The organism is Thermosynechococcus sp. PKX82 (assembly GCF_031583255.1).
Taxonomy (GTDB): Bacteria; Cyanobacteriota; Cyanobacteriia; order Thermosynechococcales; family Thermosynechococcaceae; genus Thermosynechococcus.
Window position 1 is genome coordinate 2,234,214 of the sequence record NZ_CP134169.1, and the last position, 26,300, is coordinate 2,260,513.

At 53.4% G+C, this 26,300-nt stretch carries 29 protein-coding genes and 2 tRNA genes; 13 read left to right on the plus strand and 18 right to left on the minus strand.

What is annotated here, in order from left to right; all coding sequences use genetic code 11:
- Positions 1-95 precede the first annotated feature (95 nt).
- Positions 96-635: a spore coat U domain-containing protein gene (locus RHH53_RS11050; RefSeq protein WP_206200193.1), complete on the minus strand. Its 540-nt coding sequence runs from the start codon at positions 633-635 to the stop codon at positions 96-98.
- 448 nt (positions 636-1,083) lie between these two features.
- On the opposite strand from RHH53_RS11050, the gene RHH53_RS11055 reads away from it, so the two are divergent.
- From RHH53_RS11055 to RHH53_RS11080, 6 genes are all read left to right on the plus strand, one after another.
- Positions 1,084-1,470, plus strand: a complete 387-nt coding sequence (locus RHH53_RS11055; RefSeq protein WP_302678312.1) for a hypothetical protein — start codon at positions 1,084-1,086, stop codon at positions 1,468-1,470.
- Positions 1,471-1,586: 116 nt separating this feature from the next.
- Positions 1,587-1,898: an IS630 transposase-related protein gene (locus RHH53_RS11060; protein WP_399384605.1), complete on the plus strand. Its 312-nt coding sequence runs from the start codon at positions 1,587-1,589 to the stop codon at positions 1,896-1,898.
- Positions 1,899-2,216: 318 nt separating this feature from the next.
- Complete coding sequence (locus RHH53_RS11065; protein ID WP_206200194.1) at positions 2,217-3,227, plus strand: sulfate/molybdate ABC transporter ATP-binding protein; 1,011 nt, start codon at positions 2,217-2,219, stop codon at positions 3,225-3,227.
- Between the two features lie 69 nt (positions 3,228-3,296).
- A tRNA-Gln gene (locus RHH53_RS11070) sits at positions 3,297-3,368 on the plus strand.
- Positions 3,369-3,385: 17 nt separating this feature from the next.
- Positions 3,386-4,168, plus strand: a complete 783-nt coding sequence (locus RHH53_RS11075) for an HAD family hydrolase (RefSeq protein WP_310743793.1) — start codon at positions 3,386-3,388, stop codon at positions 4,166-4,168.
- A 54-nt stretch (positions 4,169-4,222) separates the two neighbouring features.
- Positions 4,223-4,294 (plus strand) — tRNA-Lys (locus RHH53_RS11080).
- A gap of 6 nt (positions 4,295-4,300) precedes the next feature.
- Here the strand turns inward: RHH53_RS11080 and RHH53_RS11085 are convergent.
- Genes RHH53_RS11085 through RHH53_RS11105 form a run of 5 tightly spaced genes read right to left on the minus strand, consistent with a single transcriptional unit; the run spans position 4,301 to position 8,513 of the window.
- A complete protein-coding gene (locus RHH53_RS11085; RefSeq protein WP_206200196.1) occupies positions 4,301-5,146 on the minus strand; it encodes a PspA/IM30 family protein in 846 nt (281 codons plus the stop codon).
- A gap of 51 nt (positions 5,147-5,197) precedes the next feature.
- Positions 5,198-5,977 (minus strand): enoyl-ACP reductase FabI, encoded by a 780-nt coding sequence (fabI, locus tag RHH53_RS11090; RefSeq protein WP_206200197.1) that lies wholly within the window; start codon positions 5,975-5,977, stop codon positions 5,198-5,200.
- A gap of 57 nt (positions 5,978-6,034) precedes the next feature.
- Positions 6,035-7,105: an aromatic ring-hydroxylating dioxygenase subunit alpha gene (locus tag RHH53_RS11095; RefSeq protein ID WP_206200198.1), complete on the minus strand. Its 1,071-nt coding sequence runs from the start codon at positions 7,103-7,105 to the stop codon at positions 6,035-6,037.
- Between the two features lie 39 nt (positions 7,106-7,144).
- On the minus strand, positions 7,145-8,152 hold the full coding sequence (locus RHH53_RS11100; protein ID WP_255521456.1) for a photosynthesis system II assembly factor Ycf48: 1,008 nt from the start codon (positions 8,150-8,152) through the stop codon (positions 7,145-7,147).
- Between the two features lie 25 nt (positions 8,153-8,177).
- Positions 8,178-8,513 carry a rubredoxin gene (locus RHH53_RS11105; RefSeq protein ID WP_149819429.1) on the minus strand — a complete coding sequence of 112 codons (336 nt, stop codon included), beginning with the start codon at positions 8,511-8,513 and terminating at the stop codon, positions 8,178-8,180.
- A 346-nt stretch (positions 8,514-8,859) separates the two neighbouring features.
- Between RHH53_RS11105 and sfsA the strand changes: the two genes are divergently transcribed.
- On the plus strand, positions 8,860-9,585 hold the full coding sequence (gene sfsA / locus RHH53_RS11110; RefSeq protein WP_206200200.1) for a DNA/RNA nuclease SfsA: 726 nt from the start codon (positions 8,860-8,862) through the stop codon (positions 9,583-9,585).
- Here the strand turns inward: sfsA and RHH53_RS11115 are convergent.
- Together RHH53_RS11115 and RHH53_RS11120 are read right to left on the minus strand one after the other, a co-directional pair.
- Positions 9,582-9,935, minus strand: coding sequence for a VOC family protein (locus tag RHH53_RS11115; protein WP_206200201.1), 354 nt, complete (start codon positions 9,933-9,935; stop codon positions 9,582-9,584). The genes sfsA and RHH53_RS11115 overlap by 4 nt on opposite strands.
- Positions 9,935-10,471 (minus strand): phycobiliprotein lyase, encoded by a 537-nt coding sequence (locus RHH53_RS11120; protein ID WP_206200202.1) that lies wholly within the window; start codon positions 10,469-10,471, stop codon positions 9,935-9,937. Before RHH53_RS11120 ends, RHH53_RS11115 begins: the two co-directional genes overlap by 1 nt.
- 184 nt (positions 10,472-10,655) lie before the next feature.
- Here RHH53_RS11120 and RHH53_RS11125 point away from each other — a divergent pair, with 184 nt between their 5' ends.
- Genes RHH53_RS11125 through RHH53_RS11135 form a run of 3 tightly spaced genes read left to right on the plus strand, consistent with a single transcriptional unit; the run spans position 10,656 to position 12,474 of the window.
- Positions 10,656-10,979 (plus strand): DUF2605 domain-containing protein, encoded by a 324-nt coding sequence (locus RHH53_RS11125; protein ID WP_286625093.1) that lies wholly within the window; start codon positions 10,656-10,658, stop codon positions 10,977-10,979.
- 36 nt (positions 10,980-11,015) lie between these two features.
- On the plus strand, positions 11,016-11,297 hold the full coding sequence (locus RHH53_RS11130; RefSeq protein WP_149819439.1) for a DUF2973 domain-containing protein: 282 nt from the start codon (positions 11,016-11,018) through the stop codon (positions 11,295-11,297).
- Positions 11,266-12,474, plus strand: coding sequence for a GTPase family protein (locus RHH53_RS11135; protein WP_225901573.1), 1,209 nt, complete (start codon positions 11,266-11,268; stop codon positions 12,472-12,474). Before RHH53_RS11130 ends, RHH53_RS11135 begins: the two co-directional genes overlap by 32 nt.
- On the opposite strand, the gene RHH53_RS11140 is transcribed toward RHH53_RS11135, so the two are convergent.
- From RHH53_RS11140 to RHH53_RS11160, 5 genes are all read right to left on the minus strand, one after another.
- Positions 12,471-14,747 carry a ComEC/Rec2 family competence protein gene (locus RHH53_RS11140; RefSeq protein WP_310743794.1) on the minus strand — a complete coding sequence of 759 codons (2,277 nt, stop codon included), beginning with the start codon at positions 14,745-14,747 and terminating at the stop codon, positions 12,471-12,473. The genes RHH53_RS11135 and RHH53_RS11140 overlap by 4 nt on opposite strands.
- Positions 14,748-14,857: 110 nt before the next feature.
- Entirely contained in the window at positions 14,858-15,148 is a 291-nt protein-coding gene (locus tag RHH53_RS11145) for a DUF1816 domain-containing protein (RefSeq protein ID WP_302678315.1), read from the minus strand.
- A gap of 179 nt (positions 15,149-15,327) precedes the next feature.
- A complete protein-coding gene (rsmG, locus tag RHH53_RS11150) occupies positions 15,328-16,008 on the minus strand; it encodes a 16S rRNA (guanine(527)-N(7))-methyltransferase RsmG (RefSeq protein WP_310743795.1) in 681 nt (226 codons plus the stop codon).
- Positions 15,995-16,303 carry a hypothetical protein gene (locus RHH53_RS11155; RefSeq protein WP_206200207.1) on the minus strand — a complete coding sequence of 103 codons (309 nt, stop codon included), beginning with the start codon at positions 16,301-16,303 and terminating at the stop codon, positions 15,995-15,997. The genes rsmG and RHH53_RS11155 overlap by 14 nt, the downstream gene beginning before the upstream one ends.
- A gap of 162 nt (positions 16,304-16,465) precedes the next feature.
- Positions 16,466-18,217, minus strand: coding sequence for an iron uptake porin (locus RHH53_RS11160; RefSeq protein WP_310743796.1), 1,752 nt, complete (start codon positions 18,215-18,217; stop codon positions 16,466-16,468).
- A 309-nt stretch (positions 18,218-18,526) separates the two neighbouring features.
- On the opposite strand from RHH53_RS11160, the gene radC reads away from it, so the two are divergent.
- The gene (gene radC, locus RHH53_RS11165; RefSeq protein WP_206200208.1) at positions 18,527-19,276 is read left to right on the plus strand and encodes a DNA repair protein RadC; all 750 of its coding nucleotides are present in this window, start codon (positions 18,527-18,529) and stop codon (positions 19,274-19,276) included.
- A gap of 43 nt (positions 19,277-19,319) precedes the next feature.
- Here radC and RHH53_RS11170 read toward each other — a convergent pair whose 3' ends face one another.
- A complete protein-coding gene (locus tag RHH53_RS11170) occupies positions 19,320-20,225 on the minus strand; it encodes a polyphosphate kinase 2 family protein (protein WP_206200209.1) in 906 nt (301 codons plus the stop codon).
- A 203-nt stretch (positions 20,226-20,428) separates the two neighbouring features.
- Here RHH53_RS11170 and RHH53_RS11175 point away from each other — a divergent pair, with 203 nt between their 5' ends.
- Together RHH53_RS11175 and RHH53_RS11180 are read left to right on the plus strand one after the other, a co-directional pair.
- On the plus strand, positions 20,429-20,848 hold the full coding sequence (locus tag RHH53_RS11175) for a hypothetical protein (RefSeq protein WP_286625107.1): 420 nt from the start codon (positions 20,429-20,431) through the stop codon (positions 20,846-20,848).
- A gap of 13 nt (positions 20,849-20,861) precedes the next feature.
- The gene (locus RHH53_RS11180; RefSeq protein ID WP_310743797.1) at positions 20,862-22,037 is read left to right on the plus strand and encodes a hypothetical protein; all 1,176 of its coding nucleotides are present in this window, start codon (positions 20,862-20,864) and stop codon (positions 22,035-22,037) included.
- 7 nt (positions 22,038-22,044) lie between these two features.
- On the opposite strand, the gene RHH53_RS11185 is transcribed toward RHH53_RS11180, so the two are convergent.
- The 4 genes from RHH53_RS11185 to trpD form a co-directional block, all read right to left on the minus strand.
- Positions 22,045-22,626: a DUF1997 domain-containing protein gene (locus tag RHH53_RS11185; protein ID WP_206200212.1), complete on the minus strand. Its 582-nt coding sequence runs from the start codon at positions 22,624-22,626 to the stop codon at positions 22,045-22,047.
- A 72-nt stretch (positions 22,627-22,698) separates the two neighbouring features.
- Entirely contained in the window at positions 22,699-24,342 is a 1,644-nt protein-coding gene (locus RHH53_RS11190) for an iron ABC transporter permease (protein WP_302677552.1), read from the minus strand.
- 53 nt (positions 24,343-24,395) lie between these two features.
- Positions 24,396-25,262, minus strand: a complete 867-nt coding sequence (nadC, locus tag RHH53_RS11195) for a carboxylating nicotinate-nucleotide diphosphorylase (RefSeq protein ID WP_206200214.1) — start codon at positions 25,260-25,262, stop codon at positions 24,396-24,398.
- Entirely contained in the window at positions 25,252-26,271 is a 1,020-nt protein-coding gene (gene trpD / locus RHH53_RS11200) for an anthranilate phosphoribosyltransferase (RefSeq protein ID WP_302678320.1), read from the minus strand. Before trpD ends, nadC begins: the two co-directional genes overlap by 11 nt.
- Between the last annotated feature and the right edge of the window lie 29 nt (positions 26,272-26,300).

The following is a 26,300-nucleotide window of genomic DNA, read 5'->3' on the forward strand; positions in this document are numbered from 1 at the left end:
TAACTCGCGGTGAGCTTGCAACACATACTAGCAGTAACAATACTACAGCATCCCCCCCTTGCCTACCGTGATTTCACGGAGGTTTTATCTTTCCTTTAGAAAGAAACAATAATCTGAACCGTATCGATATAAGTACCCGGTGTCAGTTGATTCAGAGTCCCTAAAAGTGCAAGAGCTTGACCCGATGGGATGCGACCGTACACGATAATGTCTTTGACGCTAGCATTGGTCGCACTGTAGTCCACATCATTCAGGAAGTTACAGCCCCAAATGTCAAGAGGGGAGTAAGAACTATCCCGATACAAAAAATAAGGAAGGCGAGCGGAGCCAGAAGCCATACGCCGCAGCGGTACAAGACAACTGGACAAAGCAGCAGGATAACTCCCCTGATTCAGCCGAATGGTTGCTTGGGTGCCCGGTAAGCATTGCACACTCACCTGACCTTGGGCATCTAGCGCTTGGGTGTAGTGGGTACCGAGGGGATCATAGGTGCCAAAGTTAATATCCTGAACACCCTTAATCACACAGGCTGCCTTCACCGTCGCCTGAACGTTGATGTTACTGGTTTGAGGTGAAGTTTGAGCATGGGCGCGCTGAGCCGTTAGGAGTGGCAATAGACCACTGGCAGCAGTCAAAAATAAACTTATTGGGTAGAGCTTTAGCCTCAGAAAACAGGGGTGATGCATAAGACTCTTCTCCCAACAGTTCATCAGTATTTTAATTGCTAGAGTGAACCCTACAAATTGCTAATTATGAATTTGGAGAGCACTCAGTCATGACTTGTAGGCCAAGCTTACGCAAGCCTAATGTGAAGGTGTGCGGCGAATTCACAATTGCAGCCGTTAGAGGGACACTGTCAATCTTACACCACTTACAGGACTTATGAACAGAGAATTTTAACTACGCAACAAAAGTTAATCTAAAGATTGGCACCCCCAAGCGTCAGGATCATCGTTGATGGGATGCGATCGCCATCGAAGGCAGTCTCAAAAATATTTTTGTAATGTTGATTGACCCCATTTTACTTGAGTGTATGCTAGTGCCTAGGAAAATTTTGTAGCCCTTTGATTTGGAGTGATTGCTGTGTTGCCAGACTTGCCAAGTTTTGATGCTTTGCTTCAGAGTTTGCGTAATATTGACACCCTAACCGAGTGGGAAATGGCGGTTCTGGGCATTATTGTCATCGTGGTTGGCATTTCTCTAGGGAACTGGGTCTGGCCAAGGATTTTGCAGGGGCTATTTATTCTTCTGTATCTTGGTGTAACTGCTATTCCCCTATTTTTGGTGGCGAACGGTATTCTACACGAGTGGCAAGATGTGGTCTTTAGCTGCTTAGTTATCGGCTTTTTGGGGTCAATCCCGTTACTCCCCTTTTTTGCTATTTCCAGTATTCAGCGAAAAATAGATGGCCTCAAGCAACAGGTGAACACACCACCTGCATCAGCTCCTATTAATTTCGAAAGGGAGTGAGATATTTTCAAGAGGGATAGGCTATACTCAAAGCGTCATGAATCTTACTCACGAACATGAGCTATAGCTTGGACTGACGAGAGCGGGTTGTCTCCTATATCCAGCAAGGTGGCAAAATCAGTGAAGCGACTCAAATCTTTCAGGTGAGCCGCGCCACTATCCATCGCTGGCTGAAGCGAGACGACTTAGCCCCCACAGTTGTCCCCCGTCGTCCTTGGAAACTGGATTGGGCGGCCTTAGCAGCCGATGTTGCTGCCCATCCCGATGACCGTTTAATCGACCGTGCCCAGCGATTTGGCGTCCAAGTTTCCACCATTAGTTATGCCCTCGCCCAGATGGGCATCACCCGCAAAAAAAACAGATGCGTTACCAAGAAGGGTGTGAAGAAGAGCGACAAGCGTATCAACAGCAGCTCAACACATGGGTAGAGAGCCATGGGGAGGAAACGGTGGTGTCTATCGATGAGAGGGGGTATGCAGGGTCAAACAGTTCGATTGATGAGGTGATTCGCAAGTATTGTGCTGGATAATGTCTCATTCTTTATTGGAATAGCTATATGTTTTGAGCCTCAAGGGCAATCCACGGCACCTGTATTCTACTCAGTCTTGACGGTGGGGTAGAGCGGTTGGCACAGGTGGTGCGTTGCCATGCCATTGTCTGAGTATGCGTTTGCCCTGTGGGCAAAGACACAGGGCTTCAAAACTACGGTAATCTTATAGAGAAACTAGAGTATTGCTGGCAGTGCTATGGGCATCACTATTGAAAACGTTTCTAAGTCCTTTGGCTCCTTTCAAGCGGTCAAGCAGGTGGATTTGGATATTGCCAGTGGCTCTTTGGTGGCGCTGTTGGGGCCTTCGGGTTCTGGCAAATCAACCTTACTGCGGCTGATTGCGGGTTTAGAGATGCCCGACACTGGCCGGATTCTGCTCACGGGCAAGGACGCCACCTATCAAAGTGTCCAAGAGCGTAATATTGGCTTCGTCTTTCAGCACTATGCCCTTTTTAAGCACATGACTGTGCGCCAAAATATCGCCTTTGGCCTAGAGCTGCGCAAGGTGCCCCGTGCCAAGATCAAAGCTCGGGTTGAGGAGTTGCTCGAGTTGGTGCAGTTGGCTGGCTTGGGCGATCGCTACCCCTCCCAGCTCTCTGGCGGACAACGCCAGCGGGTGGCTCTTGCCCGTGCCCTTGCCGTAGAACCCAAGGTGCTATTGCTGGATGAACCCTTTGGTGCCCTCGATGCCAAGGTACGTAAGGAACTGCGAGCATGGCTACGCCACCTCCACGATGATGTCCACGTCACAACCGTCTTTGTGACCCACGACCAAGAGGAAGCCATGGAAGTGGCCGATCAAATCGTGGTCATGAACAAAGGTCAAGTGGAGCAGGTGGGTACCCCCGCGGAAATTTACGACCATCCCGCTAGCCCCTTTGTGATGAGCTTTATTGGCCCTGTGAACGTCGTGCGCTCCCGTGTTTTTCAGCCCACCGAAGACACAGCCCCCCACTGCGATATTTTTCTGCGCCCGCGCGACATCATTATTGAGACAAGTCCCAATGGTAACACCGTCCCAGCTCGCATTCACCGCATCATTCACTTGGGTTGGGAAATTCAGGTGGAACTGCGCCTAGACGATGGGCAGGAATTGATGGCACACCTATCGCGAGAGCGATTTGACGAGCTGCGCCTTGAACCCCAACAGCAGGTCTTTATTAAGCCACGGGAGGCAAAATCCTTTCCCCTGTATTACAGCATTTAGGCACGAAAAAAATCAGTCCATCCCTTGAACAAACCAAGCCAAACTTGCTATGCTAACAAAGCAACGCAATGGGGTGTCGCCAAGCGGTAAGGCAGCGGGTTTTGGTCCCGCCATTCGGGGGTTCGAATCCTCCCGCCCCAGTTAGGTTTTAGACAGCAATGTCACAAATATTACCCTCATTACTGGCCTTAGATTTTGATGGCGTCCTCTGCAATGGCCTGCGGGAATATTTTCAAACCAGTTGGCAGGTGTATCAGCAGGTGTGGCCTGAGCAGCCCCTTGCGCTTTCCCTAGAGGAACTAGAAAGGCAATTTGGTCAATTGCGCCCTGTGATTACGGTGGGTTGGGAAATGCCACTCCTGTTGCGAGCAATTGTTGAAGGCACCTCTACTCAAGAGATTCTCCAAAACTGGCCAAAGGTGCGCGATCGCCTACTTGCTACCTACCATCTCACTGCCACCGATTTGGGAGAACGAGTGGACGGCCTGCGCGATCGCTGGATTGCAACGGACTGGCAAAGCTGGCTAGCACTCCATGACTTTTATGACGGTGTCATAGCCGCTTTACAACGCTGGCAAGCCCAAGGTCAACCCCTCGCCATTGTCACCACCAAGGAGCAGCGCTTTGTTACCTATTTGCTGGAGCAAGCGGGCATTTCCTTTCCCCCAGCGGCGATCTATGGCAAAGAGCAACGGCAGCCAAAGCCTGTGATTCTTGAGGCGCTGCAGTCAACCTATGGCGCTCCCCTGTGGTTTGTTGAGGATCGCCTTGGGGCACTGTTACAGGTTGCGGCTACACCGGCGCTAGGGGAAACCGAACTCTTCTTGGCGACATGGGGCTATACCACTGCTGGCGATCGCGCCCAAGCCGAGGCACAACCGCGCATCCATCTCCTCAGCCGAGAACAATTTTGTGAATTTCCCCACTGGCTTTGCCCCTAACCCCTTGTCTTTCAAGGTGGTTTTCTCTATACTGGAAAAGCTGCGAAACAGCGTGGGTCGCTAGCTCAGCGGTAGAGCACTCGGCTTTTAACCGATTGGTCTTGGGTTCGAATCCCAGGCGACCCATTTGAGTTAACTATCCAGTAGGCGGCGGAGTTCTGCCATATCGTCATCAATAGATTTACTTTGAGAGGATGCACTGGGGCGTGGCGCGTCCTGCACTTCGGGGGTAGAGACGTTGATATTAATATTTAACTGACTGCTCCCACTGGAGGTCTGGGGGAGTGTCCCCGCAGAGGGGGCATCGGGCAATAAGCCCATTTGCCGCTTCATTTCTAGCAGTTCAAATTCCACATCTTGTTTGTTGGCGCTGCTTTGGAGCGCTTGGAATTTACTTTCGAGAGTATCGCCACTCAGTTCAGCGATCGCTTGGGAGCGGGCTTCCATTTGCAGGACTTTATCTTCCATACGCTCAAATGCCGCCATCGCATTGGAGGTACCCACCTTGCTGACTGCTTGATGAATCTGCTCAGAGGCTTTGGCTGCCCGGACACGCGCTTTGAGCATTTCCTTCTTCGTTTTCGCCTCAGAAATTTTGCTTTCAAGGGCGGTCAAGTTGTCCTTAAGGGTTTTTACTTGGACTGCCATTTGATCCACTTGGGCTTTAAGGGCGGCAGCGGTATCTGCAGCAGTTTTCTTACGGTTCAAGGCTTCCAACGCGAGGGCTTCATCTCCTCTACTGAGGGCAAGACGTGCCCGCTCTTCCCACTGTTGGGAATCCTTAAGATTTTGGGCGTACTGCTGCTCTAGTCGTTTCTGAGCAGCAATGGCTTGAGCAACGGCTTGGCGCAACTTCACCAAGTCCTCGTTCATGTCAATAATTGTTTGCTCAAGGATTTTTTCTGGATCTTCAGCAGCACTGACAATGGCATTGAGATTAGAGCGAATCACCATGCCGACACGATCAAGTAAACCCATGCTTTGCCTCGTCAATAACTCGCTGACTCTACTCTAGCGCATGGCTTTTATTTACATGCCCATGATGCAGTAACCGGCGTCCACATAAAGAATTTGACCAGTGATGCCACTGGCTAGATCGCTGGCAAGAAAGGCTGCTGTGTTGCCCACCTCTGTTTGGGTCACCGTGCGCCGCAACGGAGCTGTGGCTTCCACATGGTGAATCATGTCGAGAATGCCCCCCACTGCTGAGGAAGCCAAGGTGCGAATTGGACCAGCGGAGATACCATTGACACGGATCTTCTGAGGCCCCAATTCTGCCGCGAGGTAGCGCACATTCATTTCTAGGGCTGCCTTGGCAATCCCCATGACATTGTAGTTCGGCACAACCCGTACACCCCCCAAATAAGTCAGGGTAATGATTGACCCGCCGTTGGTCATCAATGGTTTAGCGGCACGGCTGAGAGAGATCAGGGAGTAGGCACTGATGTCGAGAGCGAGATTAAAGCCTTCAAGGGAGACGGCGGAAAAGTCACCACTGAGATCTTCTTTTTGGGCAAAGGCCAAGCAATGAATCAAAATATCTAAGCCACCCCATGTGGATTGAATCGCCGCAAAGGTCTCGTCAATTTGTTGAGGTTGCTGCACATCTAGCGGCAGGAGCAACTTGGGGGCAAGGGGGGCTGTCAGTTCCTCGACCTTTTGCTTCAGCTTTCCCCGCTCGTCGGGAAGATACGTCACTGCCAGTTCAGCACCTGCTGCATGGAGCTGTTGGGCAATCCCCCAAGCAATGGAGCGATTATTGGCAATGCCGGTCACAAGGGCGCGTTTTCCCGATAGGTCTAGGAGCATAGGTACAGCCAGTGTGAAGGATCTAACCCTCTGATCGTACCAGAGGGGCTGCTGCCTTTAGCGCCAGCGTAGGACTTGGGTTTTCAAGGGGTTGACAAATTCCCGTCCCTCTTGGGTGGCTTTCTCGTACTCCCGCTTAAGCTGGTAATACCATTTAGCTTGGTAATCGGCCTCCTTGATAAGCGTCAACGGTGGCTTGTACTTTAGGCCTTCGCTTTGCTTGGCCACAATGCGCAAATCTTGGTTGAGAAATTCCCGCGCTAAGGGAGCCAGTAAGGGTTTCAGGGGGGCGAGCCATGGAAAGGTCCAGTAGTAGGTGGCGGTGAGTTCAGTCTCCTGATCGTTAATGGGGGTAAGGGTAATCAGAAAGCAAAAGGTGTGGCGATCGCTATAGTTGGTTTCGATGCGAATCCCCGGCAGCCGATAGATAATTTCCACCTCCGGGTGGCCGCCCAGAATATGGTGTGCCCACGACTTGCGCAGGAGGGGATGCCGCCGCATGGTAAAGCCATAGGGCGACGGATCAAAGGTTTTTGCCTTCTCAAAGAGCTTGCCCCGCTTACGCCACCACCACGCCCCATGGACAAAGGGCGCATGGGAGGGATCCATAAAGTTAATAAACACCTGATCCAGATGTCCCGGAAAGATGAATTTTTGCACCGCTTGGGGTTGGGTCTCGGCGCTAAATCCGGGCACAAGGGGAACCTCTAGAGTGGGTTCACTAACATTGCGCTCATTAGCCGGCAAAAAAATCCAAAGATTGCCCTGCACCTCGCGTACGGGATAACTCAACACACCAAAGTGCTTGAGATCCACATCACTATCACTGGTGAGGGAGGGAATCAGGGTACAGTGGCCGTGGGCATTGAAGCGCCAGCCGTGGTAGGGGCACTCCACCTCTTCCCCATCAAAGTGACCATAGTGCAGGGGAACGCCACGGTGAGGGCAGAGATTGCGCAGCGCAAAGGGCTTGCCTGAAGTGGTACGGCAGAAGAGAATAGGTTCCCCTAAAAGCACCTTGGCTTGGCAGCGACCCGGCTTGAGGTCAGCAGCTGGCAGGCCATAGTACCAGATATTGCGCAAGAAACTACCCGCATGGAGGGAGAATGAAGTGCTGCTGGAGTTCATAACCAGACTTTACCAGATGCTCGGCAGTTATTTTCTACGTTACGCCGAAGCAGCCGTCAAGTCAGTCACATACCGCAGCAAGATCCCCTTCTGGCCAATAATGAACCCTTGATCAGGACTAAAGAAGAGAATTTTATAAAAGTTGGAGGGGACTTTTTTCACGTCCACATCCTGCTGCCACGTTTGGCCACCATCTTGGCTACAGAGCAGCACGCCGGCACCCCCTGCTAGCCATACTTCATTGGGTGTGCGATAGGCCAGATCAAGGAAGCCAACACTATTGCGACGCAGGGGACTCAGCAGTTCTCCCCAGTTTTCGGAATTGTCTGGATCAGAGAAGGCAATTTTACCGCCATTGACAATCATCCAGAGCCGACCATCCGGAGTAAAGCCCATATTGTGGACACGGCGCGAGGTCGTGCGGTTGTGGGGTTGCCAAGCGGTTTGTCCCGGCTGCCACGTGGAATAAAAGCTCCCCCGCGAGGAGACAGCCACATACTCACCAGAGGGCGAACGGTTGAGGTTGCGCATGACCCCAATGGCTTCTTGGACTAATGCTTGCCAGTTTTTGCCGCTGTCTTTGGTACGGTAAATGGCGCCTACATCGGTCATCATTTCCGCAGCGCCGCTGCCAAGGGCTTTCACGAAGCGAGGCGCACCCGGTAGTTTAGGATCGAGGGGAATTTGGTTCCAAGATTGGCCGCCATCGGTCGTGTGCAGCATAATGGGTGGCTCACCGACAATCCAACCCTCGTTCCCTTGGAAGCTAACGCTGTTGAAGCGATAGTCGGGATTATCTAACACTAGCGTACGGGGTTCCCACGTTTGGCCACCGTCGCGAGTTTCCATTAGTGTGGCATTGGCACCCACCAACCAACCGTGATTACGGTCAATAAAGCTCATATCGAGAATGGTTGAAGTGGTTGGTAGTTGGATGGCTTCCCAAGGGTTGTAGTCCAAGGCGGGGATGGCAAGGGCAGAGGTACTCAGGCTCACCCAGATACAAACGGTCACCAGTAGCCAATGCAGGAACTTGATTCCTTTCATTTTTTGCCAATAACTGTCAATTTGTTTAGCGAACATTATAGAAACTCAGTAGAAAAAGAACGGCAAGGGCAAGACCACCAAAAATGAGGATATTTTTTTGGCCGGGGGTGAGGCGATTCACACCCAAGCCGTAGTTCAGATTTTCCTTGAAGCCTGAGGGGGATCCCACAGGTCCAATGTTGCTAAATTGCTTTTTCGGAGCACTGCACACTGGACACCGCCAGTTCACGGGGAGATCAGCAAAGGCTGTCCCCGGCGGAATCGAGCGATTCTCGTCTCCCTTTGAGGGTTCATAGATGTAGCCGCAGGCACGGCACTCAAACCGATCTAAGGGCGCAACATCAGGGGTTTCGGCGGTCATACCTCAGAAATTTTTAAGATTTGCGACATACATCTTAATACTACGGGATTTAGGGGCGTTTCTTGTGATGAGGACAGGGGAGTTTTCAGGACAATACTGCGAAACTCTAAGACATGTAACGAAAGATCAGACCTTGGTAACATAAATATAAAGAAAAGATTAGGAAAGCCAGCCCTGCCAAGAAGTGATGCCATGATAAGGGTATTCAATTGAGGTCAGCCCATATAGACCTTAACCTTAAATCTCCTTTAATATTCCGTAGAATGCTGGCTTCCATATCACCAAGGGGGGCTGGCATTTTACTTTTGGGGATAAAATAGAGGCTTGCGCTTTCTATGGGTCGCCTGTGACTCCCACATTGTGTTGGCACTATCCACCGCTCCAAGCAGGAATTCTCTGTCGGCGCTATCAGCGATTTTTTGCGGAGATTGAGTTGACCTCTGGCGATCGCATCACAGCCCACTGCCCGAATACAGGGCCGATGACAGGAATCTGCCAAGTGGGTGCCCCCGTTCAAGTCTCCTACCATGCAGATCCCAAGCGCAAGCTGGCCTATACGTGGGAAATGATTTTCGTTGATGGCACGTGGGTGGGGGTAAATACGAGTTTGCCCAATCGGGTGATTGCTTCGGCATTGGCGGCAGGCATCCTACCGGAACTAGCTGGGTATGGCACTCAGCAGCGAGAGGTGGCCTATGGTCAAGAGCGCAGCCGCATTGACTTTTACTTGGCGGATCATCCCCAACAGCCCCCTGCCTATGTTGAGGTGAAAAATACCACTTGGGCGCAAGGGGGGTTAGCCCTGTTTCCTGATACGGTGACCATGCGAGGTCAAAAGCATCTGCGGGAACTGCAATGGCTACGGCAAACCCAGCCAGACACTCGTGTGTGTATGGTCTACTTTATTAATCGCGGTGATTGCGATCGCTTTGCGCCGGGAGACAGTGCCGATCCCACCTATGGACAACTCTTACGCGCCGCCTACAACCAAGGGGTGGAAATTTTGCCCTATCGTTTTGCCATTGAGCCAACGGGCATTCAGTTTTTGGGAACGGCCAAGCTGGTACTCTAGGACACTTGACTGAGTTCAATCAGATTGCCATCGGGATCTGCGACAAAGATTGCGGCTCGTCCTGAGGCACTGCGCTGCAAAGGAATTTGGGCTGCCACTAGGCGTTGTTCGAGACTGGCTAAATCAGTTATGCCAAGGGCAAAGTGGGGGTTACGTCCCCACCGCTGATCTTGACAGCGATCGACCACCTGCTCTGCTGGGATGAGATGAATTTGCACCGTACCGATTTGATACCAGCGGCCGGGGAATTTCAGGGGGCGATCGACGGGGGTAAGACCTAGCAACCCTTCATAGAAGGCCGCAGCTCGCTGCAAATCCGTGACGTTAATAGCAACGTGGAGAAAGACCATCAGGAATTGGCGGGTTGCGTCACCCCTAGGCGGATTTCTGAGCAAAAGGAGGCCATGCTAAAGCCACCGAAGCGCTTGAGAATACTGGTGCGCAGGCGTAAATTGGGACTGGCAAACCAGAGTCGCTCCTCAGAGTACATGGTTTCGTATTCGGTAATCAGTGTCAGAGCACCATCACTGCCCATACTAAAGCGACCGGCCACAGGAGCTTTTTCGGCATAGCCCATTTCCCGCAGGAGCTTGCCTTCCATCCGTGACCCCTGATCCATGATCGGCACCAATACCGTCGAGCCTTCGTGCTTTTCGGTATCCCATTCCATCGTGCCGTCCCAACTGACCCGTGCACCGCACACTGCCCAAGCCGGATCCATGTCATATTGCTGACACAGGGCAATGACCGCAGGATCATCCACAGACAGTAATTCAATGGTTAACTGAGACTTGCCTGACTCAGTTTGCTTAAAGGCCAAGTGATGACTGGTACGTTGGGAAAACCAGCGGCCAGCACTTTGGGCAAAAAAGTCGCGGATGTCCATACCTGCGCACACTATGTAATGGGGACAAGATCAGTATTTTTGAGTCTTTTTTTAGGGTACACCGTCTCTTCGATTCCTTCCAAACGATCGCGCCGAGGAAAGATGCAGTCAAAGATTAACAATGTAACAATATGTAAACGAGTTTAAGATTTAAGATAGAAGTAGGTCGCCCTCATCAATCTCTATGCTGCACTCAAATTTACCTGAACCTCAACTGCTTAAGGTCTTGCTGGAGCCGCTACTCGAAGATTTTCAGTACTGGTTCACGCGATCGCGATCGCTCTTGCAGACAGAAGTGATTCCCTTCTTGAACGTGGCGGAACAGCAGGCACTCCTTGAACGGGTGGAGACGGCTCTCAACGATGTGATTGCTACCCAAAGCCTCTTTCGGGCAACGGACGGCCAAGTGGGGGTTGATACACAGGTACTGATGCAGTGGCATACGCTCTTGATGGAGTGCTGGCAGGTTGCCCACCACTATCGCTTATCCAAATCTTGTGACGCTTAAACCATTCTCGGCGCTTGGCTTGGAGGTGCTCTCTTCATGTTGCAGTTGATCTATATTGTTGCCTTTACGGTCTTGGCACTACTGGCCATGGCTAATCTGATTCGCAGTTTGTTGACCCTCGGCATTGAATCACAACGCCAATTTTCACCGCCACGGGTGACCCATCCCGAACTGTTAGATAGCGATGGCCATGTGATTGATGAGCCCCTGTTGGTGATGCGCTCTCTCAGTGTGGAGGATGCCCGTGCCCAACTGGATGCGATCTACCGCGAATCCCCCAGCTACGGTGACGACGCCCGTGGAGAAACCCAAGCCTAAATTCTTAGGCTCCTATGGGCAGTTCCTGAGTCGCTGGTTTCAGGTGGATGCAACGGCGCTGGCGGAGGTCTTGGCTAGGGCACGGCAGGAGTTACCGGCGACGGAGGTCTTGCTGATTGGCAAACCTCAATCGGGGAAAAGTTCGATTGTGCGGGCAATGACGGGTGCCGATGCCAGTATTGTCGGGGCGGGGTTTCGTCCCCATACGCGGCAAACACAGCGCTATGACTATCCCACAGCTGAACTGCCACTGCTCACCTTCACGGATACAGTGGGCTTGGGGGAAACGCCAGCGCAAACGGCTGAGGTGGTGGCGGAATTGGATCACCTGTTGCAGCAAAGTCAACGGGCACGAGTGATTATTTTGACGGTCAAGGTAACGGATTTTGCGGGCGATCGCCTGCACCAAGTGGCAAAGGCACTGAAGAAGGCTCATCCAGAGATTCCCTTTATTTTGGCCATTACCTGTCTGCACGAGCTGTATCCTCCCCAGCAAGAAAACCATCCCCCCTACCCGCCAGACACTCCTGAGGTTAACTTGGCGATCGCCGGCCTGAAGGAACGCTTTGCTGACATTAGCGATCGCGTCATTCCCCTTGACTTTACGTTGGAAGAAGACGGCTACACCCCTGTTTTTTATGGCTTTGAGGCCCTTGCTACAACCCTAGAGGCAGTGCTGCCCAAAGCAGAAGCCCAACTGCTCCGCGAGCTGATCGCCCAATCCCATCTCAGTGATCAACTAGCTCCCCTCTATCGTCAGGTGGGGCGGCGCTACATTGCCCCCTTTGCAGTGATGGCGGGAACCTTGGCGGCAGTGCCTTTGCCCTTTGCCACGATGCCAGTCCTTGTGGGGGTGCAGGTGGTGATGGTGGTGCTGCTGGGGCAATTGTACGGTCAGACCCTTTCGCCTTCCCAAGCCGCGGGCATCTTAACCACAATTGGTGGCGGATTTGTGGCGCGGTTGGTGGGGCAACAGTTGATTAAATTTATTCCAGGTTTGGGATCGGTGCTCTCTGCCTCTTGGGCGGCGGCCTATACTTGGGCCTTGGGGGAAGCCGCCTGTGTCTATTTTGGCGACGTGATGGGGGGCAAAACTCCCGATCCGCAGCGCATTCAGCAGGTACTCCAAGAAACATTGGCAACCGCACATTTACGCTTGCGCCAAAGCGAGTCCTAAATCAAGCCATCGTTTTGAGGGGCATTGGCCTTCAGGGAGCCATCGGCCTGCCAGCGCACTTCCCGGGCTTCTCCGACCACAAAATAGGGAATTTGTTTCTGCTTCAGGTAGGTGGCGATCGCCGGATCAAGGGCATTGCGACTGAGAATGACACTGCGTGGCTTGACAATCTCAAAGAGGCGTGGCGTCAATTTTCGCCCCCACCACCAGAGAACCTGCGGTGGCTCCACGGGCGTCACGGCCAGCCAATCGGTTTGCGCGGCATCGCGACTGGGATCACTGACAAAGAGCCACTGACTGTTGCCCATCTCCAAGGTCAAGATAGCCGGATCCGCCCGCAGGACAGTAATTTTCACCTGACCCAGTTGAACGGGTTGCCGCAGGGGAAGCGATTGATGGGGCACCTTGAGGGTGGCCAACATTTCCCGGTAGGCAGGATCACTCTTGGCCGTTGGCACATCCGTAAACTGGCGAATTGGGGTGATCCGATGAATGTCGCGCCAGCCCTGTTGTTGACGGTACTGGCGATCGCTGGCCACCGCCCAATCAATGCGGTTAATGCCCTCTTGAGCCAAGAAAGCCGTTAGCCCTTGGGAATCCCCCCCATTGATCACCACTGTCCCCGCTGGTTGCTGAATCACCAGTGTCGGCACCTGTGTATTGGCGAGAACCGTAGCTTGAAACAGCGTGTTTTGGCGCAGAATAAAGGGCACGAGAAGCAGAGTGACACCAAAGGTAAACAGCAAAAACCAGCGGCGCCGCCAGCGAGGACTCAGCCACACAAGGACAATCAGGCCATAGAGAACAACAACTTGCAGCCAACCTAAGCTGCCAAGGGCGATCGTTGCCCCCGGCCACTGGCCGATGGTTTGAATCAGCCACAGGAGGAAGGCCGTGGGATAGTAGAGGAGCCAAGCAAGCGCCGATCCCACAGGCGGAACGAGAAGGCCGACCATTGCACTGATGAAGCCGCCAACCGTCAAGAGAACCAGGGGCAGATGGGCAACGACATTAGCCAGCAGACCATACACCGGAAAAATACCGAAGATTGCCAAAGAGAGGGGCAGTACCCAAAGGGTGGCCGCGAGGGGCACCGCGACAAGGTTGCGCAGGGGTGTTGGCAACCAATCGAGGCGATCGCTAATCGGTTGAGCACTGACAATGAGACCCAATGTGGCCAGAAAACTTAACTGAAAGCCAATGTCCTCAATCCACAGGGGATTGTAGATCAGCATGGCAGTGGCGATCGCCAGCAGGATCACGAGGGGTTGCCCCTTTTGACCATTCACCAAAGCCACCAGACCCGCCAAGCCCATCAACACAGCGCGAATTGCTGAGGGGGCAAACCCACTCAAACAGGCAAAGAGCACCAAGACCCCAGCCCCCAAACCATAGCGCCACTGCTGCGGCAGGAAACGCGCCACCGCCAAGACAACTGCCAACAAAATCGCCGTGTGAAACCCCGAGGTCGCCAGAGCATGGGATAGCCCCACGCGCCGAAAGCTGTCGCGCACCTCAAAGGGAATGGCCACCGCGCGGTTCCCCAGCACCATTGCCGAGACCACAGCACCATAGCGATCGCCCAACCCTTGGGCATGGACTTGGATAATCCGCTGCCGCAGTGCCCACAACCCCCAGGGTGATCCCTGATCCAAAATCGTGACCTTGTTGCCTGCTAAGCCGGCAAAGGTGTGCTGCAATTGAAGCTGCCGCCGAAAGTTAAAGGCACGAAAAAACTCACTGCCCCCCCCACGAGGTAGATAGAGCCGCCCCGAAATCTGGATCCGTTGGCTGGGATGTAGCTTTGCCCCTGCCGCTGCTGGCAGTGTCACATAGAGGCGGCCACTGGCTCTCCCTTGCAGCACCCCACTTTGGGCCGGTACTGGACTGAGATTGTGATAACGCTCCACCCCTAGGAAAAAGCGTCGTCGCCCAGCGCGATTAGGCAGTGGTGTGGTTTCAACACGCCCCTCGACGAGCACCGTTGACGGTAGGTTCAACCCCTCAAGACGCGGCACTAAACCGCTAATGTCATTCACCCCCGGCTGGGGGGTGCGCAGCCACACATAGGCCATTGCCAAAAGGGCAACGAGGGTCGCGATCGCAAAACTTTGACTCGAAGGCAGGCGCAGCCAAACCTTACCGCCCCAGCGCCGCCCGCTGTAAAGCATCCCGCCTAGAGCCAAGACCCCCAGCCAGCCCCACTGAAAGAAACTGAAAACACACCCCGTAATAAAGGCGATCGCCCAGAGAATCGCATCCGCCTTAGTCATCTTGCTGAACATAGCCCTGTTGGGGTTGGCATCCAGTGGCGCTGTTTAGGAGAAAACTGAGAGAGTGCACTGCCCTCAAAGGGAGAGTTTTAGAACCAGTTTTCAGGTGACTATGTCGTGCCGACACTAAGGGGCACCCGCGTCTTTTTTTCGACCTCAATGGTCACCTTTTCAGGGCGGCAGCGCATCACCGTCACTTCCAAGCCCTCTGCTCCTTCAGCCCTCAGGTCGTCAATGTAGCCCTGCTTCTCCCTTTCCGCTTCAGCTTGGGTCAAAAAAGGGCCAAAGTAGTAGGTGCAGGGGGGTGTTTTCGTGTCTATCTTGACCCACCATGCCAGACCCATGCCATTGACGAGATCGGCGAGCCAGTTTGTAAAACCTGTATTATTATCGCTAAACATTGACGGTATTCCTCCGAAACTTGCCAAATTGCCCCAACCAATCAATTCAGTACATCTGTTGGTTTGCTCTCTATTTGTGTATAACTGATCCCCCCCTAAATGTGTATGGCGAAAATTCCAAACCATCAATTGTCATATTTATTTACATCAAGAGTCCCCACGAGGACAAGAGCACTCATTCAAGCCTGACGCTGAAGGTAAACGCAGTGGCGCTGGGCATGGCTCAAGGGGGTGGTAAAGGCCTGAATCTCTAGGAGTTGACTGCGGTATCGCGGCAGCAGGGTTCCTAGGGTTTGGGCATCCTCTTTGCTCCACTGACCTCGGTACAGGACTAAAATGCCCCCCAACCGTAATAGGGGCAAACCGTAGGCACAACAACGACGAAGGTCTCCCACGGCTCGCATGAGCGCCAAATCATAGCGGCGGCCATGGGTTTCCGCCCGTCCCCATTCAGGGTGAATGTTCGCTAAACCAACTGTTTGCGGTAGGGATTGCAAAAATTTGACTTTCTTTTGGGTCGCTTCAAGGAGGGTCACTGACCAATCGGGGCGGGCGATCGCCACCGGTACCCCCGGAAAACCACCGCCACTGCCAATATCAATGACCTGTTGAATCTTAGTTCCCCAAGGTGTTCCCCCAGTAGGCTGAAGCCATGGCAAAATCCCCCGCAACGAATCCCAGAGGTGCTTCTCCCAGAAATCAGGGACTGCCGTAATCCGCGTCAAGTTGATCCCTTGGTTGGCTGCGAGGATTGCCCCATAGAAGCGTTGGAACTGTTCCTGCTGTTGGGGTGTGGGTTGCCACTGGAGGGTCTCCTGCCAAGGGAATGGCTCAAGCAATAACGGACTAGGACTCGCCATCACCACCACTGGGCAACTCTTTCTTTGCTGTTAGCACCTCCCACGCCGCTTTGAGTCGCTCCTCAAAATCCTTGACATGGCTAGAGACGGTATCAGCATTCGACTTCAGCTCTGCGATCGCCGTTTCAAGGGCTTTTTGTACATCTGCTGGTAGGGCTTTGATTTGAGCGGCGGCAAACCGTTGCAGAGCAGCAAGGAGAGCTTTTGCCGCTTCGGTGACCTCTTCTGGACTGACGGCTTCTGTTTCAGGTTCGGGAGTCGGGGACTCTGGTGGCGAAACTTGTTCTTCGGACATAGGGCAATGCTCCCAAGTGAGTACTCAACAACCTTAGCAATTATTTTGTGCGCCCCAGAAAAGGGCTGTACCCCTACCTTAGCAGATGCCCTTTTAGAGTGCCCTAACCCCCTAAAGATTAAAGTGAAACCCCGCCCCATTGGGCAGGGAAGATGCAAGGCGTTAGAAGCTAAATGTCGTTCGCACAACCCCCAGAAGCAGCGGCGCGTTGTTACTGTTGCTGTTGGAATTGACCACGGCAATGAGGCCAGGTGTAATTGAAATATTCCGCGAGATCGGAATACGGTACAACCCCTCGATGTGGTAGGAGTTAAAGGTTGCGCCGGGGGCACCCGGCACATTACGAACGCTAATGGTTTGTGGGGGTTGGCCGACAATTAAACCCAGAACATCGCCCTTGCGCCAGATGTCCGGTACAGCAAAGGTGGCGGCCCAGTTTAAGACTTCTGCTTCTCGCCGTGGGCCTGTGCCTTGTACCTGATAGACATTGGAGTAGCCGACCCAGCCTGCAATGTTGAATTTTTGAATGGGGCGGTAGGTAAACTGAAAGCCAAAGTTATCGGCTGCTGCATTGGCATTACTCGCACTGGGACCGATGGGGTTGGCAGCAGAGCCGTCAAACCCACTGCTTCCTGTGCCGCCGGCAACACTAGTACCAAAGGAGCGCACATAGGTAAATCCCATGGCGAGGTTCTTCGCAGGTCGCCAGTCGAGTTGAGCCAAGGCGGCATAGGCACCGTCGAAGAGACCATTAGTATTTGGTGTATTTCGATTTGGATTAGCTGCGTTCGGTGCCTGATAGCTCAGATTTAGGGTTAGGCCAGTGCCCCGCTCTTTATTTTCAAGGAGGGTATAGCGCAGTGTTAAGCCAGCCCCGCCACCGAAGCGATAGAGGGGGTTAAAGCGACCAAACCGGCTAATGGCTCCCGTTTCAGCAGACTGCAAGAGGGGGTTAAAGGTGAAGACATTCTTATCGAAGTTTCCTGCTGCGGCGTCAAAGGCAAGGAACAGGCGTTTGGTCAGAGGGGTGCGATAGTAGAGGTCGTCGATTCGGAATTGCCCATCGGTGTTGGTGTCGTAGCCAAGACGCGCCATATTTGTGTTTGTAAGATTAGCACGGTCGTATCTGGGCATATTGGCCGCCTGAATGCGCACCCGCAGGACATCCTTGCCATAGAAGCTGGTGTCAAAGTTCAGCCGAGCGCGGTAGGTAGCAACGGGATTGTCTTCGATGGTGAGACGACCGAAAGGAACGGTTCGGGTGCCTGCGAGGACATCGGACACATTGAAGATGACTGAAGCGCGTAGTTTAGTAGTGGTGGCAAATCGAGTCGCTTCAAGGTTAGCAACGCGGCCTTCCAGATTCGTCACCCGTCCCTTGATCACGGCTAATTCTCTACTAAACTCCTCCGCTAGCCGCTGAAGGGTGGCCAGATCTTCCTTGCTGGCAAAGCGATCGCTAATTACATCGAGGCAGGCATTCAAAGCGGCTGCCATTTCATAACGAGTAGCGGCACGATTGCCACGGAAGGTGCCATCGGGATAACCGGCAATACAGCCATATTTCTCCACCAGTGAGGCCAAGGCTTGATAGGCCCAGTCCGTGGGGCGCACATCCGAGAGTTGATTCACTGAGGTTACTTGCGGCATTGTCCGCTGCATTCCCAAAGACGGCGCGGGGGCAGGGAGTCGGGGAGCTTGAGCCTCTAAGTCCGCCACTGCTGGCACTTGTGCCACTTGCAAGGGTGATTTTACTGAATGAGTCACTTGTTGCAAGTCATCATCAAGAAATCTAGAGGCACTCACATCACTCGTATGGGGTGTGTCTTGCAACTGATTCGCAGCTAATGCCGCTGACATTCCCCAAGCAGGAGCCAAAGCTAGCCCCAGCCAGACCGCGATCGATCTCGCCATTATTCACTCCTCAATCATGATCAAAGTATCTGCAAGCCTCGATTTATAGGATATTCAAGGGCAATCGGGCGATCGCCCCCAGCACTTCTGAACAGGCAACTCTCACCTGCCCCCTAGGAAAAGTTAGGAGTAGATTCGCAATACGTTCATTGAGGCTGAACAGAGGAAAACAGTTTCTTTACTTTCTTTAGCTTGAACTATTTGCAAATAAAAGTCAACTACTTCTTGCAAATTTCTCTAAATCAGTCCCAACGCTGCCACAAGCAAATCTTGATATGCTTTTTAGCAATTCCCTTGATCGCTGCTGTCATGTCCTACTCCCTCCGTGTTGCTGATCTGCCCGTCGGCGATCGCCCCCGTGAAAAGCTACTCAGCCAAGGTGCCCGCTATCTCAGTTCCGCAGAACTGTTGGCGATTTTACTGGGGACTGGTCAAGGGGCGGGCAAACTCTCAGCCGTGGGCTTAGGACAATTTATCCTCAAACAGTTGGGGGAGCGCAGTGGTAACAGTACCGATGCTGTGAGCCTTTTACGCGACATTACCCCAGAGGAATTGATGGCCATCCCTGGTGTTGGCCCCGCCAAAGCCACGACCATTCTGGCAGCTGTGGAGTTGGGGAAGCGGGTCTTTCAGTCGCGACCGGGGGAGCAAACGATCATTGACAATCCTGCCCTTGCCGCTGCTGTCCTCAGTACTGATCTCATGTGGCAACCGACGGAACGCTTTGCCGTTCTCTTGTTGGATGTGCGCCATCGCCTATTGGGGTCTCATGTGATTACGGTGGGAACCGCCACAGAAACCCTTGTCCATCCCCGCGAAGTTTTCCGTGAAGCAGTGCGTCGCAATGCGAGCCGCCTGATCATTGCCCACAACCATCCCTCAGGAAGTTTAGTCCCCAGTCAAGCGGATCTGGATTTGACAAAACAAATTCTGCAAGCGGGACAAATTATGGGCATTCCGGTGCTTGACCACTTAATTCTCGGCAATGGCGATTACCAAAGTCTGCGGGAAACAACCTCCCTATGGCAAGAGGTTCCCCAAGGGGATGGAGCTGCCTAAGGATGTTCCCAAGCTCCTCGATTTCGGGAGGCAGTGGCAGCCGTTATTCCTCGTCGTCAGGTTCGTTTTCCAGTAATGCCTTGGCTTCCAGTAACTGCTCTTTGTGGGCTTCACTAACAATTGGGTAGTGCAGGTTCAAACTCGCCAACTTTTGATAAATGAAGTGAGCCACCATGAGGCGGGCAAACCACTTGCGATTGGCGGGAATAATGTGCCACGGTGCCCATTCGGTACTGGTGTGGCGAAAGACATCGGCATAGGCGTCTCGATAGTCATCCCAGTGGGCGCGATCGCGCACGTCATCAATGGAAAATTTCCAGTTTTTTTCCGGGCGACTAATGCGCTCCAAAAAGCGTTTTTTCTGCTCTGCTTTGGAGATATTCAGGAAAAACTTGAGGATGAGAATACCATTGCGGGTTAAGTAACGTTCGTAGTGATTAATGTCCTCAAAGCGCTCTTTCCAGATGTGCTTGGTCTTGGTTTCGGGGGGAAGTTGTTGACGGTTCAGCAACTCTGGGTGCACCCGCACCACAAGAACTTCTTCGTAATAGGAGCGATTAAAAATACCAATACAGCCTCGCTCTGGCAATGCGCGGTTGGCGCGCCACAAAAAGTCATGATCCAACTCCTCGGCACTCGGTGCCTTAAAGCTATACACCTGACAGCCTTGGGGGTTAATGCCACTCATGACGTGTTTGATCGTGCTGTCTTTGCCCGCTGCATCCATCGCTTGGAAAATAATCAGCAGCGCATAGATATTCTGGGCATAGAGAACATCTTGGTAAGCGGCTAGCTTCTTAATGCCAGCGGCAAGGAGTTCTTGGGCTTCGACTTTGCTTTTGAGGCCAGCGGTATCCGCAGGATCATAGTCCTGCCAGTGAAATTTCCCCCCCACGGGAACAATGTAGCGATCGGGGTTAATTTGGTCGAGAAAATCTTGGGGAATCATGATCAGGAGGGGTTGCAGCAGAACTGTATCCTAGCCTACATTCTCTCATTGCAGAAAAATCGAAATATCCCCCTTTCGCGGCTATCTTTAACAAATTGTATAAGTCACAGGCAAAACAGAATTCTCTTTGTATGCTGTATCAGTAGGCGAGCGATCGCCCGCCATCGAATCATTTTCTGTCGTTTGCGTTTTGGACAGCCACCGTGGCTCCGATTAAACCTCACAAACTGGATCTCGATGCAAGTTACCCCTGCCCCTGTCGTCGCCAAGGGGAGTTGATGCCGATCGCCCTCACGGAAGCTTTTGGCTGTCGGCGCTGTCAGCAAATTTTTGTCGTCCGTCCCGATGGCTATTCGATTGAGCAGTTGGCCACCACCTATCCCTACAAACGCGCATGGTATTGGACAGGATTGCAGTGGAATCAGTTGCAGCGGGGCTTCTCAGAAAGCTATTGGTATTTTGCGATTGGCCTGAGCTTCTTTTTATTGATGCCTATTCTCCTCTGGCTGCCCTTGCTTCTACAATTGTCCTTAAAACCTGAAGGGCTGCTATGGATTATTGCCTCCCTGCTAATTGCACTGATGCCCGCATTTTTAGTGTGGATTGCCCTCTCTCGTCGTTGAGCCACGTTCCGCTATGTTGCCCGAGCCGTTGAGGGGGGCGCGGGTCGCCAGTACACACCTCAGTCAAGCCAGCTATGCCCTGCGTCAGGAAGCTTTAGGGCAATTAATCACTGAGTTAGAAGCAGCAGAACCCCTCCTGTTGGAGCAAAATACCCTTGACCTTGAATCCAGTCGCGATTTAGCAGTGTCCCAGATTGTTCTTGGCTGGCTGCGGCTGACCCATGAGCGCCTCCACCGCATTCGGCAGTGGTTAGAGCACCTTTACCACGCGCCAGATCCGTGGCAGCAGCCGTTGCCAACGCGACCCGAGCGGTTTCAGTATGCCGTGCCCTTGGGGGTGGTGGCCTTGGTCTATGAAGGGCTACCCACTTTGAGTCTGATGTTGGCCGGCATGGCCCTCAAAACGGGAAATGCCCTTGTGCTCTGGAGTGGTGAAAGTAGCCGCTATACTGCTGGGGCGATCGCCAGTCTCATCGAGGCCGCCCTCAGTAAAACCAGTCTGCCCAAAGCCACCATTCAAACCCTCTCCCTGAGTCCAACCAGTTGGCTTGCGGATCCCGTCGCTGTTGATCTCGCCCTTGTCTATGGCCGCTTCCGCTTTGTGGCCGAGCAACGCGCTGCTGCTCGCTGTCCCTTGGTCTCTCTTTCCCTTGGGAATACCTATCTGGTTTGGGATGGTTCGGTGTCGCCAGAGAGTGTCCTCAACTGTATTCAGCACAGCCACCAAGCCAATCCCGATCGCGCCCTTGCCATTGAAAAGGTCATTGTGCTCGGTAATGTCAATCCCTCCCATCTGGCATTTGTGATCAATGAACTCACCCAAGCGGGCTACAAGCAGGGGGTGGATGAGCACTTACACCGCAACTATCCTGAAATTCCCCTCGTGGACGCCAGTGAGTGGCCACTCCCCTATCTGGATCGACGCTTGGCGTGGCACTACGAAGAGGATCTCACCGCCGCAGTGCATTGGATTCACCAGTATGGCAGCGCCGCCAGTGGGATTATTGCCAGCAGCTACGAAGACTGCCGTGCCTTTTATCAGCAGGTGCAAACTCCCCTGGTTTTTGTCAATCGTCCCCCCCAACTAGAGCGCTTGGATGCCTTGGCCATTGGTGCTGCTGCAAGGGGTTGCCAGCGGGGACTCTTTGGCCTTGGGCAATTACTCAGCACCAAGCAGGTCTATCTGTAGGGAAATTTTAGCTGGAACTGACAGGGACAGGCGTGAGCCAATCGCCACTGCCATTGGTTTCCACTTCCGTGAGCCAGCGTTGATAATCGGCGACAAGGTGTTGACTGAGGCGTTGTTTAATCGTTAACAGAACGCTCTTGAGTAAGCCATTGCCGGTGGCTTCGAGAATCGGGCGCGGTGTGAGATCCAAAGGCGGCGGAATATCCACGCCCACCTGCAAGTCAGCTAGACCAATCAAATCCGTGCCGTTTGCCGTTGCTTGGGGAGACAAATAGCCTTGGAGCGCAAGGTGAAAGCGGCGATTAATGTAGTCCACGCCGCGAATTTCACAGCCGAGGGAGCGCAATTGTAAAGAGCCATCGCTATTAGCATGGACAGCCAGATCCACCGTGGGCTGCAAGCTGACCATGAGAAAGTTAAGGGGACGCATCTTGAGGCGAAAGCGATCGCTACCCAAAAATTCCACCCGTGTTGGGTCAGTCAGGGCATACACCAGCCGCTGGGGTTGGCGCAGGTAGTGCTGCAGAAGGGCCGTGGGCGTTGCAATACTGAGGCGCACAGATTGGCTGGCCTTAAATTCTAAGTACATAGCACACCTAGCGAACGTTGTTTCTAATGTAACGAATTATTAAGAAGATTGGTAAACGGTAAACCGAACTCCCTAATCTGCCCAGCGGGTTTGCCGTCCCAGCCAAATGACCGGAATGAGACCGACGACCACCAAGGCCAAAGCACTTAAGGCGGCTTCGGGAAGTCGCTCATCAGAGGCAAAGCGGTAAACCTGTATGGCTAGGGTATCAAAGTTAAAGGGGCGAATCACCAATGTGGCCGGCAATTCCTTCATCACATCGACAAAGACCATCAGGGCAGCGGTAAAAAGGCCGGGCACCATCAGCGGCAAGTGAACCGTGCGCAGAATATTCCAGGGCGATCGCCCCAATGTCCGCGCCACCTCATCCAAGGACGGACGAATCTTCACTAGGCTGGCCTCCACACTGCCCAAGGAAACCGCCAAAAAGCGTACCAAGTAGGCATAGATCAGTGCGGTGATGGTGCCACTGAGAATCAAGCCCACTTCCACCCCCCACAGGTGCTCAGTGACATCATTAATGATGTTATCTAGCCACCCCAAGGGCATGAGAATCCCCACCGCAATCACCGTACCGGGAATGGCATAGCCCATCGCCGCAATCTGTGTTCCCCAACGCACCCAAACCGTTGGCAGCAAGCGATGCCCATAGGCCAAGAGCAGGGCAATGCCCACCGCCAAAACCGCAGAGAGGGTGGCCAAAATCAAGCTGTGGCTGGCGTGTTCTAAAAATTCACGGCTGAGGTGCAGTTGTTGGTAGCTGATGGCCAAGTAGAGGAGCAACCCGCCGGGGAGTAGAAGACCAAAGAACACCGGTAGGGCACAGGCCAGCCAAGCCAAAGCCGCTCGCCAGCCTTTGAGCACGTAGGGAATGGGGCGATCGCTCCCGCGATTGTAATAGCGTGCCTTGCCCCGAGACCATTTCTCCACGAGCAGCAGGGCAAAAACAATCACCACCAAAACAGCTGCCAACTGAGCTGAGGCCACGCGATTGCCCATGCCAAACCATGTGCGATAGATGCCTGTGGTAAAGGTATCCACGCCAAAGTACTGCACAGTACCAAAATCATTCAGGGTTTCCATGAGCGCTAGGCTGGTGCCGGCAGCAATGGCTGGCCGAGCAAGGGGCAACGCCACCGTCCAAAAACTGCGCCAAGGCCCACAGCCAAGGGAACGACTGGCCTCTAAGCTACAGGTGGCCTGCTCCAAAAAGGCTACCCGCGCCAAGAGAAAGACATAGGGATAGAGAACGAGGGTGAGCATGGCGATCGCCCCGCCAAGGGAGCGGATATTGGGAAACCAATAGTCACCGTAGCCCCAGCCCGTTAGTTCCCGTAGCCATGCCTGAATCGAACCTTCAAAGGCAAAAAACTCCGTATAGGTATAGGCCAAAACATAGGCGGGTGCTGCCAAGGGGGTTAACAGTAGCCATTGCCACCAGCGCACTCCCCAAAACTGACAGTTGGTGACCAGCCAAGCAGTACTGACACCAATGACAATCACCCCTGCTCCCACCCCCAACATTAGCCAGAGGGAGTTGAGTAAATAGTCGGGTAAAACGGTTGTGGCCAAATGATGCCAAGTGTCACCCGTATTCACAAAGAGTTGACTGAGAATGACCAAAATCGGTATCGCAATGACCACTGCAATCAGTGACACCACTAACTCCCAAGGTTTGAGCTGCACCAACTGCGGCATTCTCATGGATTTCAACATCGGGCAACCTCCCAAAATAGGTACTAACGTTGTGGGCAAGAGGTAGAGAGGACTCAAAGAATGGTCAAACTAAAGTCTAGCCAAGGGGATCGCGTGATTATCGCACTCGTAGAAATGTAGTCCACCCCTGTCAAGGCCACTGCTCGCAAGGTTTCTAGGGTGATATTGCCAGAGGCCTCAATTTTAGTGTGGGGGGCTGCGGCGCGGATCATCGCCACGGCTTGGGTCATCTCTGGAATCGGCATATTGTCAAGCATGATCACCTCTACCCCCAAGGAGAGGGCTTCGCGCACCTGCTCTAGGCTCTCAGTTTCCACCTCAATGGCCAAGGGAAAGGGACTGGATTGGCGGACTTGTTCAACCGCAGCCGTGATGCCCCCCGCTGCCACAATGTGGTTATCCTTAATCATAATTGCATCGTCAAGGCCAAAGCGATGGTTGACACCGCCCCCCACCGCCACTGCATATTTTTCTAACAGGCGCAGTCCGGGCGTTGTTTTGCGGGTATCGACGAGTTGCGTTGGCAAGTCAGCAATTTGCTGGGCGTAGGTACGGGTGAGGGTGGCAATGCCACTGAGGCGCATCAGGCAATTGAGAGCCAGCCGTTCACCTAGGAGTAAGGTTTCTAGGGGAGCTTCAATGCGAGCAACAATTGTCGGCGCCTCACAAAGGGTGCCCTCGGCCTGCTCGTAGGTAAACACTACTGCTGCTGTCAGGCGTTGGAACACCCGCTCCACAATGGGCAGACCGGCAATCACTCCCTGACTTTTGAGACGAATGTGGGCTTTTCCTTGGCGATCTTGGAGATGCAGGGCTTGGGTGGTGCGATCGCCCCGCCCGATGTCCTCCTGTAACCATTGATCCAAGAGGGGATCTAGGACACACCACGGCGGCAAATAGGCAGACCCCCTAGGACTCATTGGAGAGCGTCACCAATGTCTGTAACTTGTCCCATGCGGCGCCACTGGCCAGAATCGCCTTTGCCCGATCCACCCCTTCCCACCAATCTTGAACGACTGCTGCCACGTAGAGAGCTAAGGCGGCATTGAGCGCCACCACATCCTGCTGAGCCGTTGTGCCTTTGCCCTGCAGAACTTGGGTAAGAATCTCGGCATTGGTCTGGACATCTCCTCCAGCCAGATCCCTCAGGGGGGCACTGGCGAGTCCCAAGGCTTGGGGATCAAGGACTTCTTGGCGCAGCGATTCCTCAGGGCTACTAAACATGACAAGATCGGTCATATTGCCGAGGGTGGCTTCATCCACTCCTTCGCGACCATAGAGGACAATCCCGCGTTGGCGTCCGAGACGTTGGAGGGCGCCGGCCATGGCTTCAAGATAGCGATCGCTAAAGACACCAATCACCTGCCCTGTGGGGTGGAGCGGATTCACCAAAGGACCGAGGAGATTAAAGACGGTGCGAATTTTCAGGGTACGGCGCAGGGGAGCCACGGCTTTCATGGCGGGATGCCAACCGGGGGCAAAGAGAAACGTAATCCCCACTTCCTTGAGCAAAAAGGCGGGATCGCTGTGAGCAAGATTGATCCCAAGGCACTCAAGGACATCCGCTGAACCGACGCGGCTAGAGACGGAACGATTGCCGTGCTTAGCCACTTTGACACCGGCTGCTGCGACAACAAAGGCAACCGCTGTGGAGATATTAAAGGTACCCGCGCGATCGCCCCCGGTGCCGCAGGTATCAATGAGGGGTTCGGCTAAATTCAGCGGTGCAGCGGCGGACTGCGCCAACAATACCTTGGCCATGCCCGTGAGTTCCTCAACCGTCAGCCCCTTGAACTGTAATGCCGTGAGAATGGCACCGGCGAGGGCATCGGGAATTTCTGCTGCCAGCCATCCTTGCATTAACTGGGTGGCCTGCTCTTGCGTCAGGGCTTGGCGATCGAGGAGTTGTTGGAGCAGGTCAGACCACATTGAACCTTAATTGAACCTTGGAGGAGACG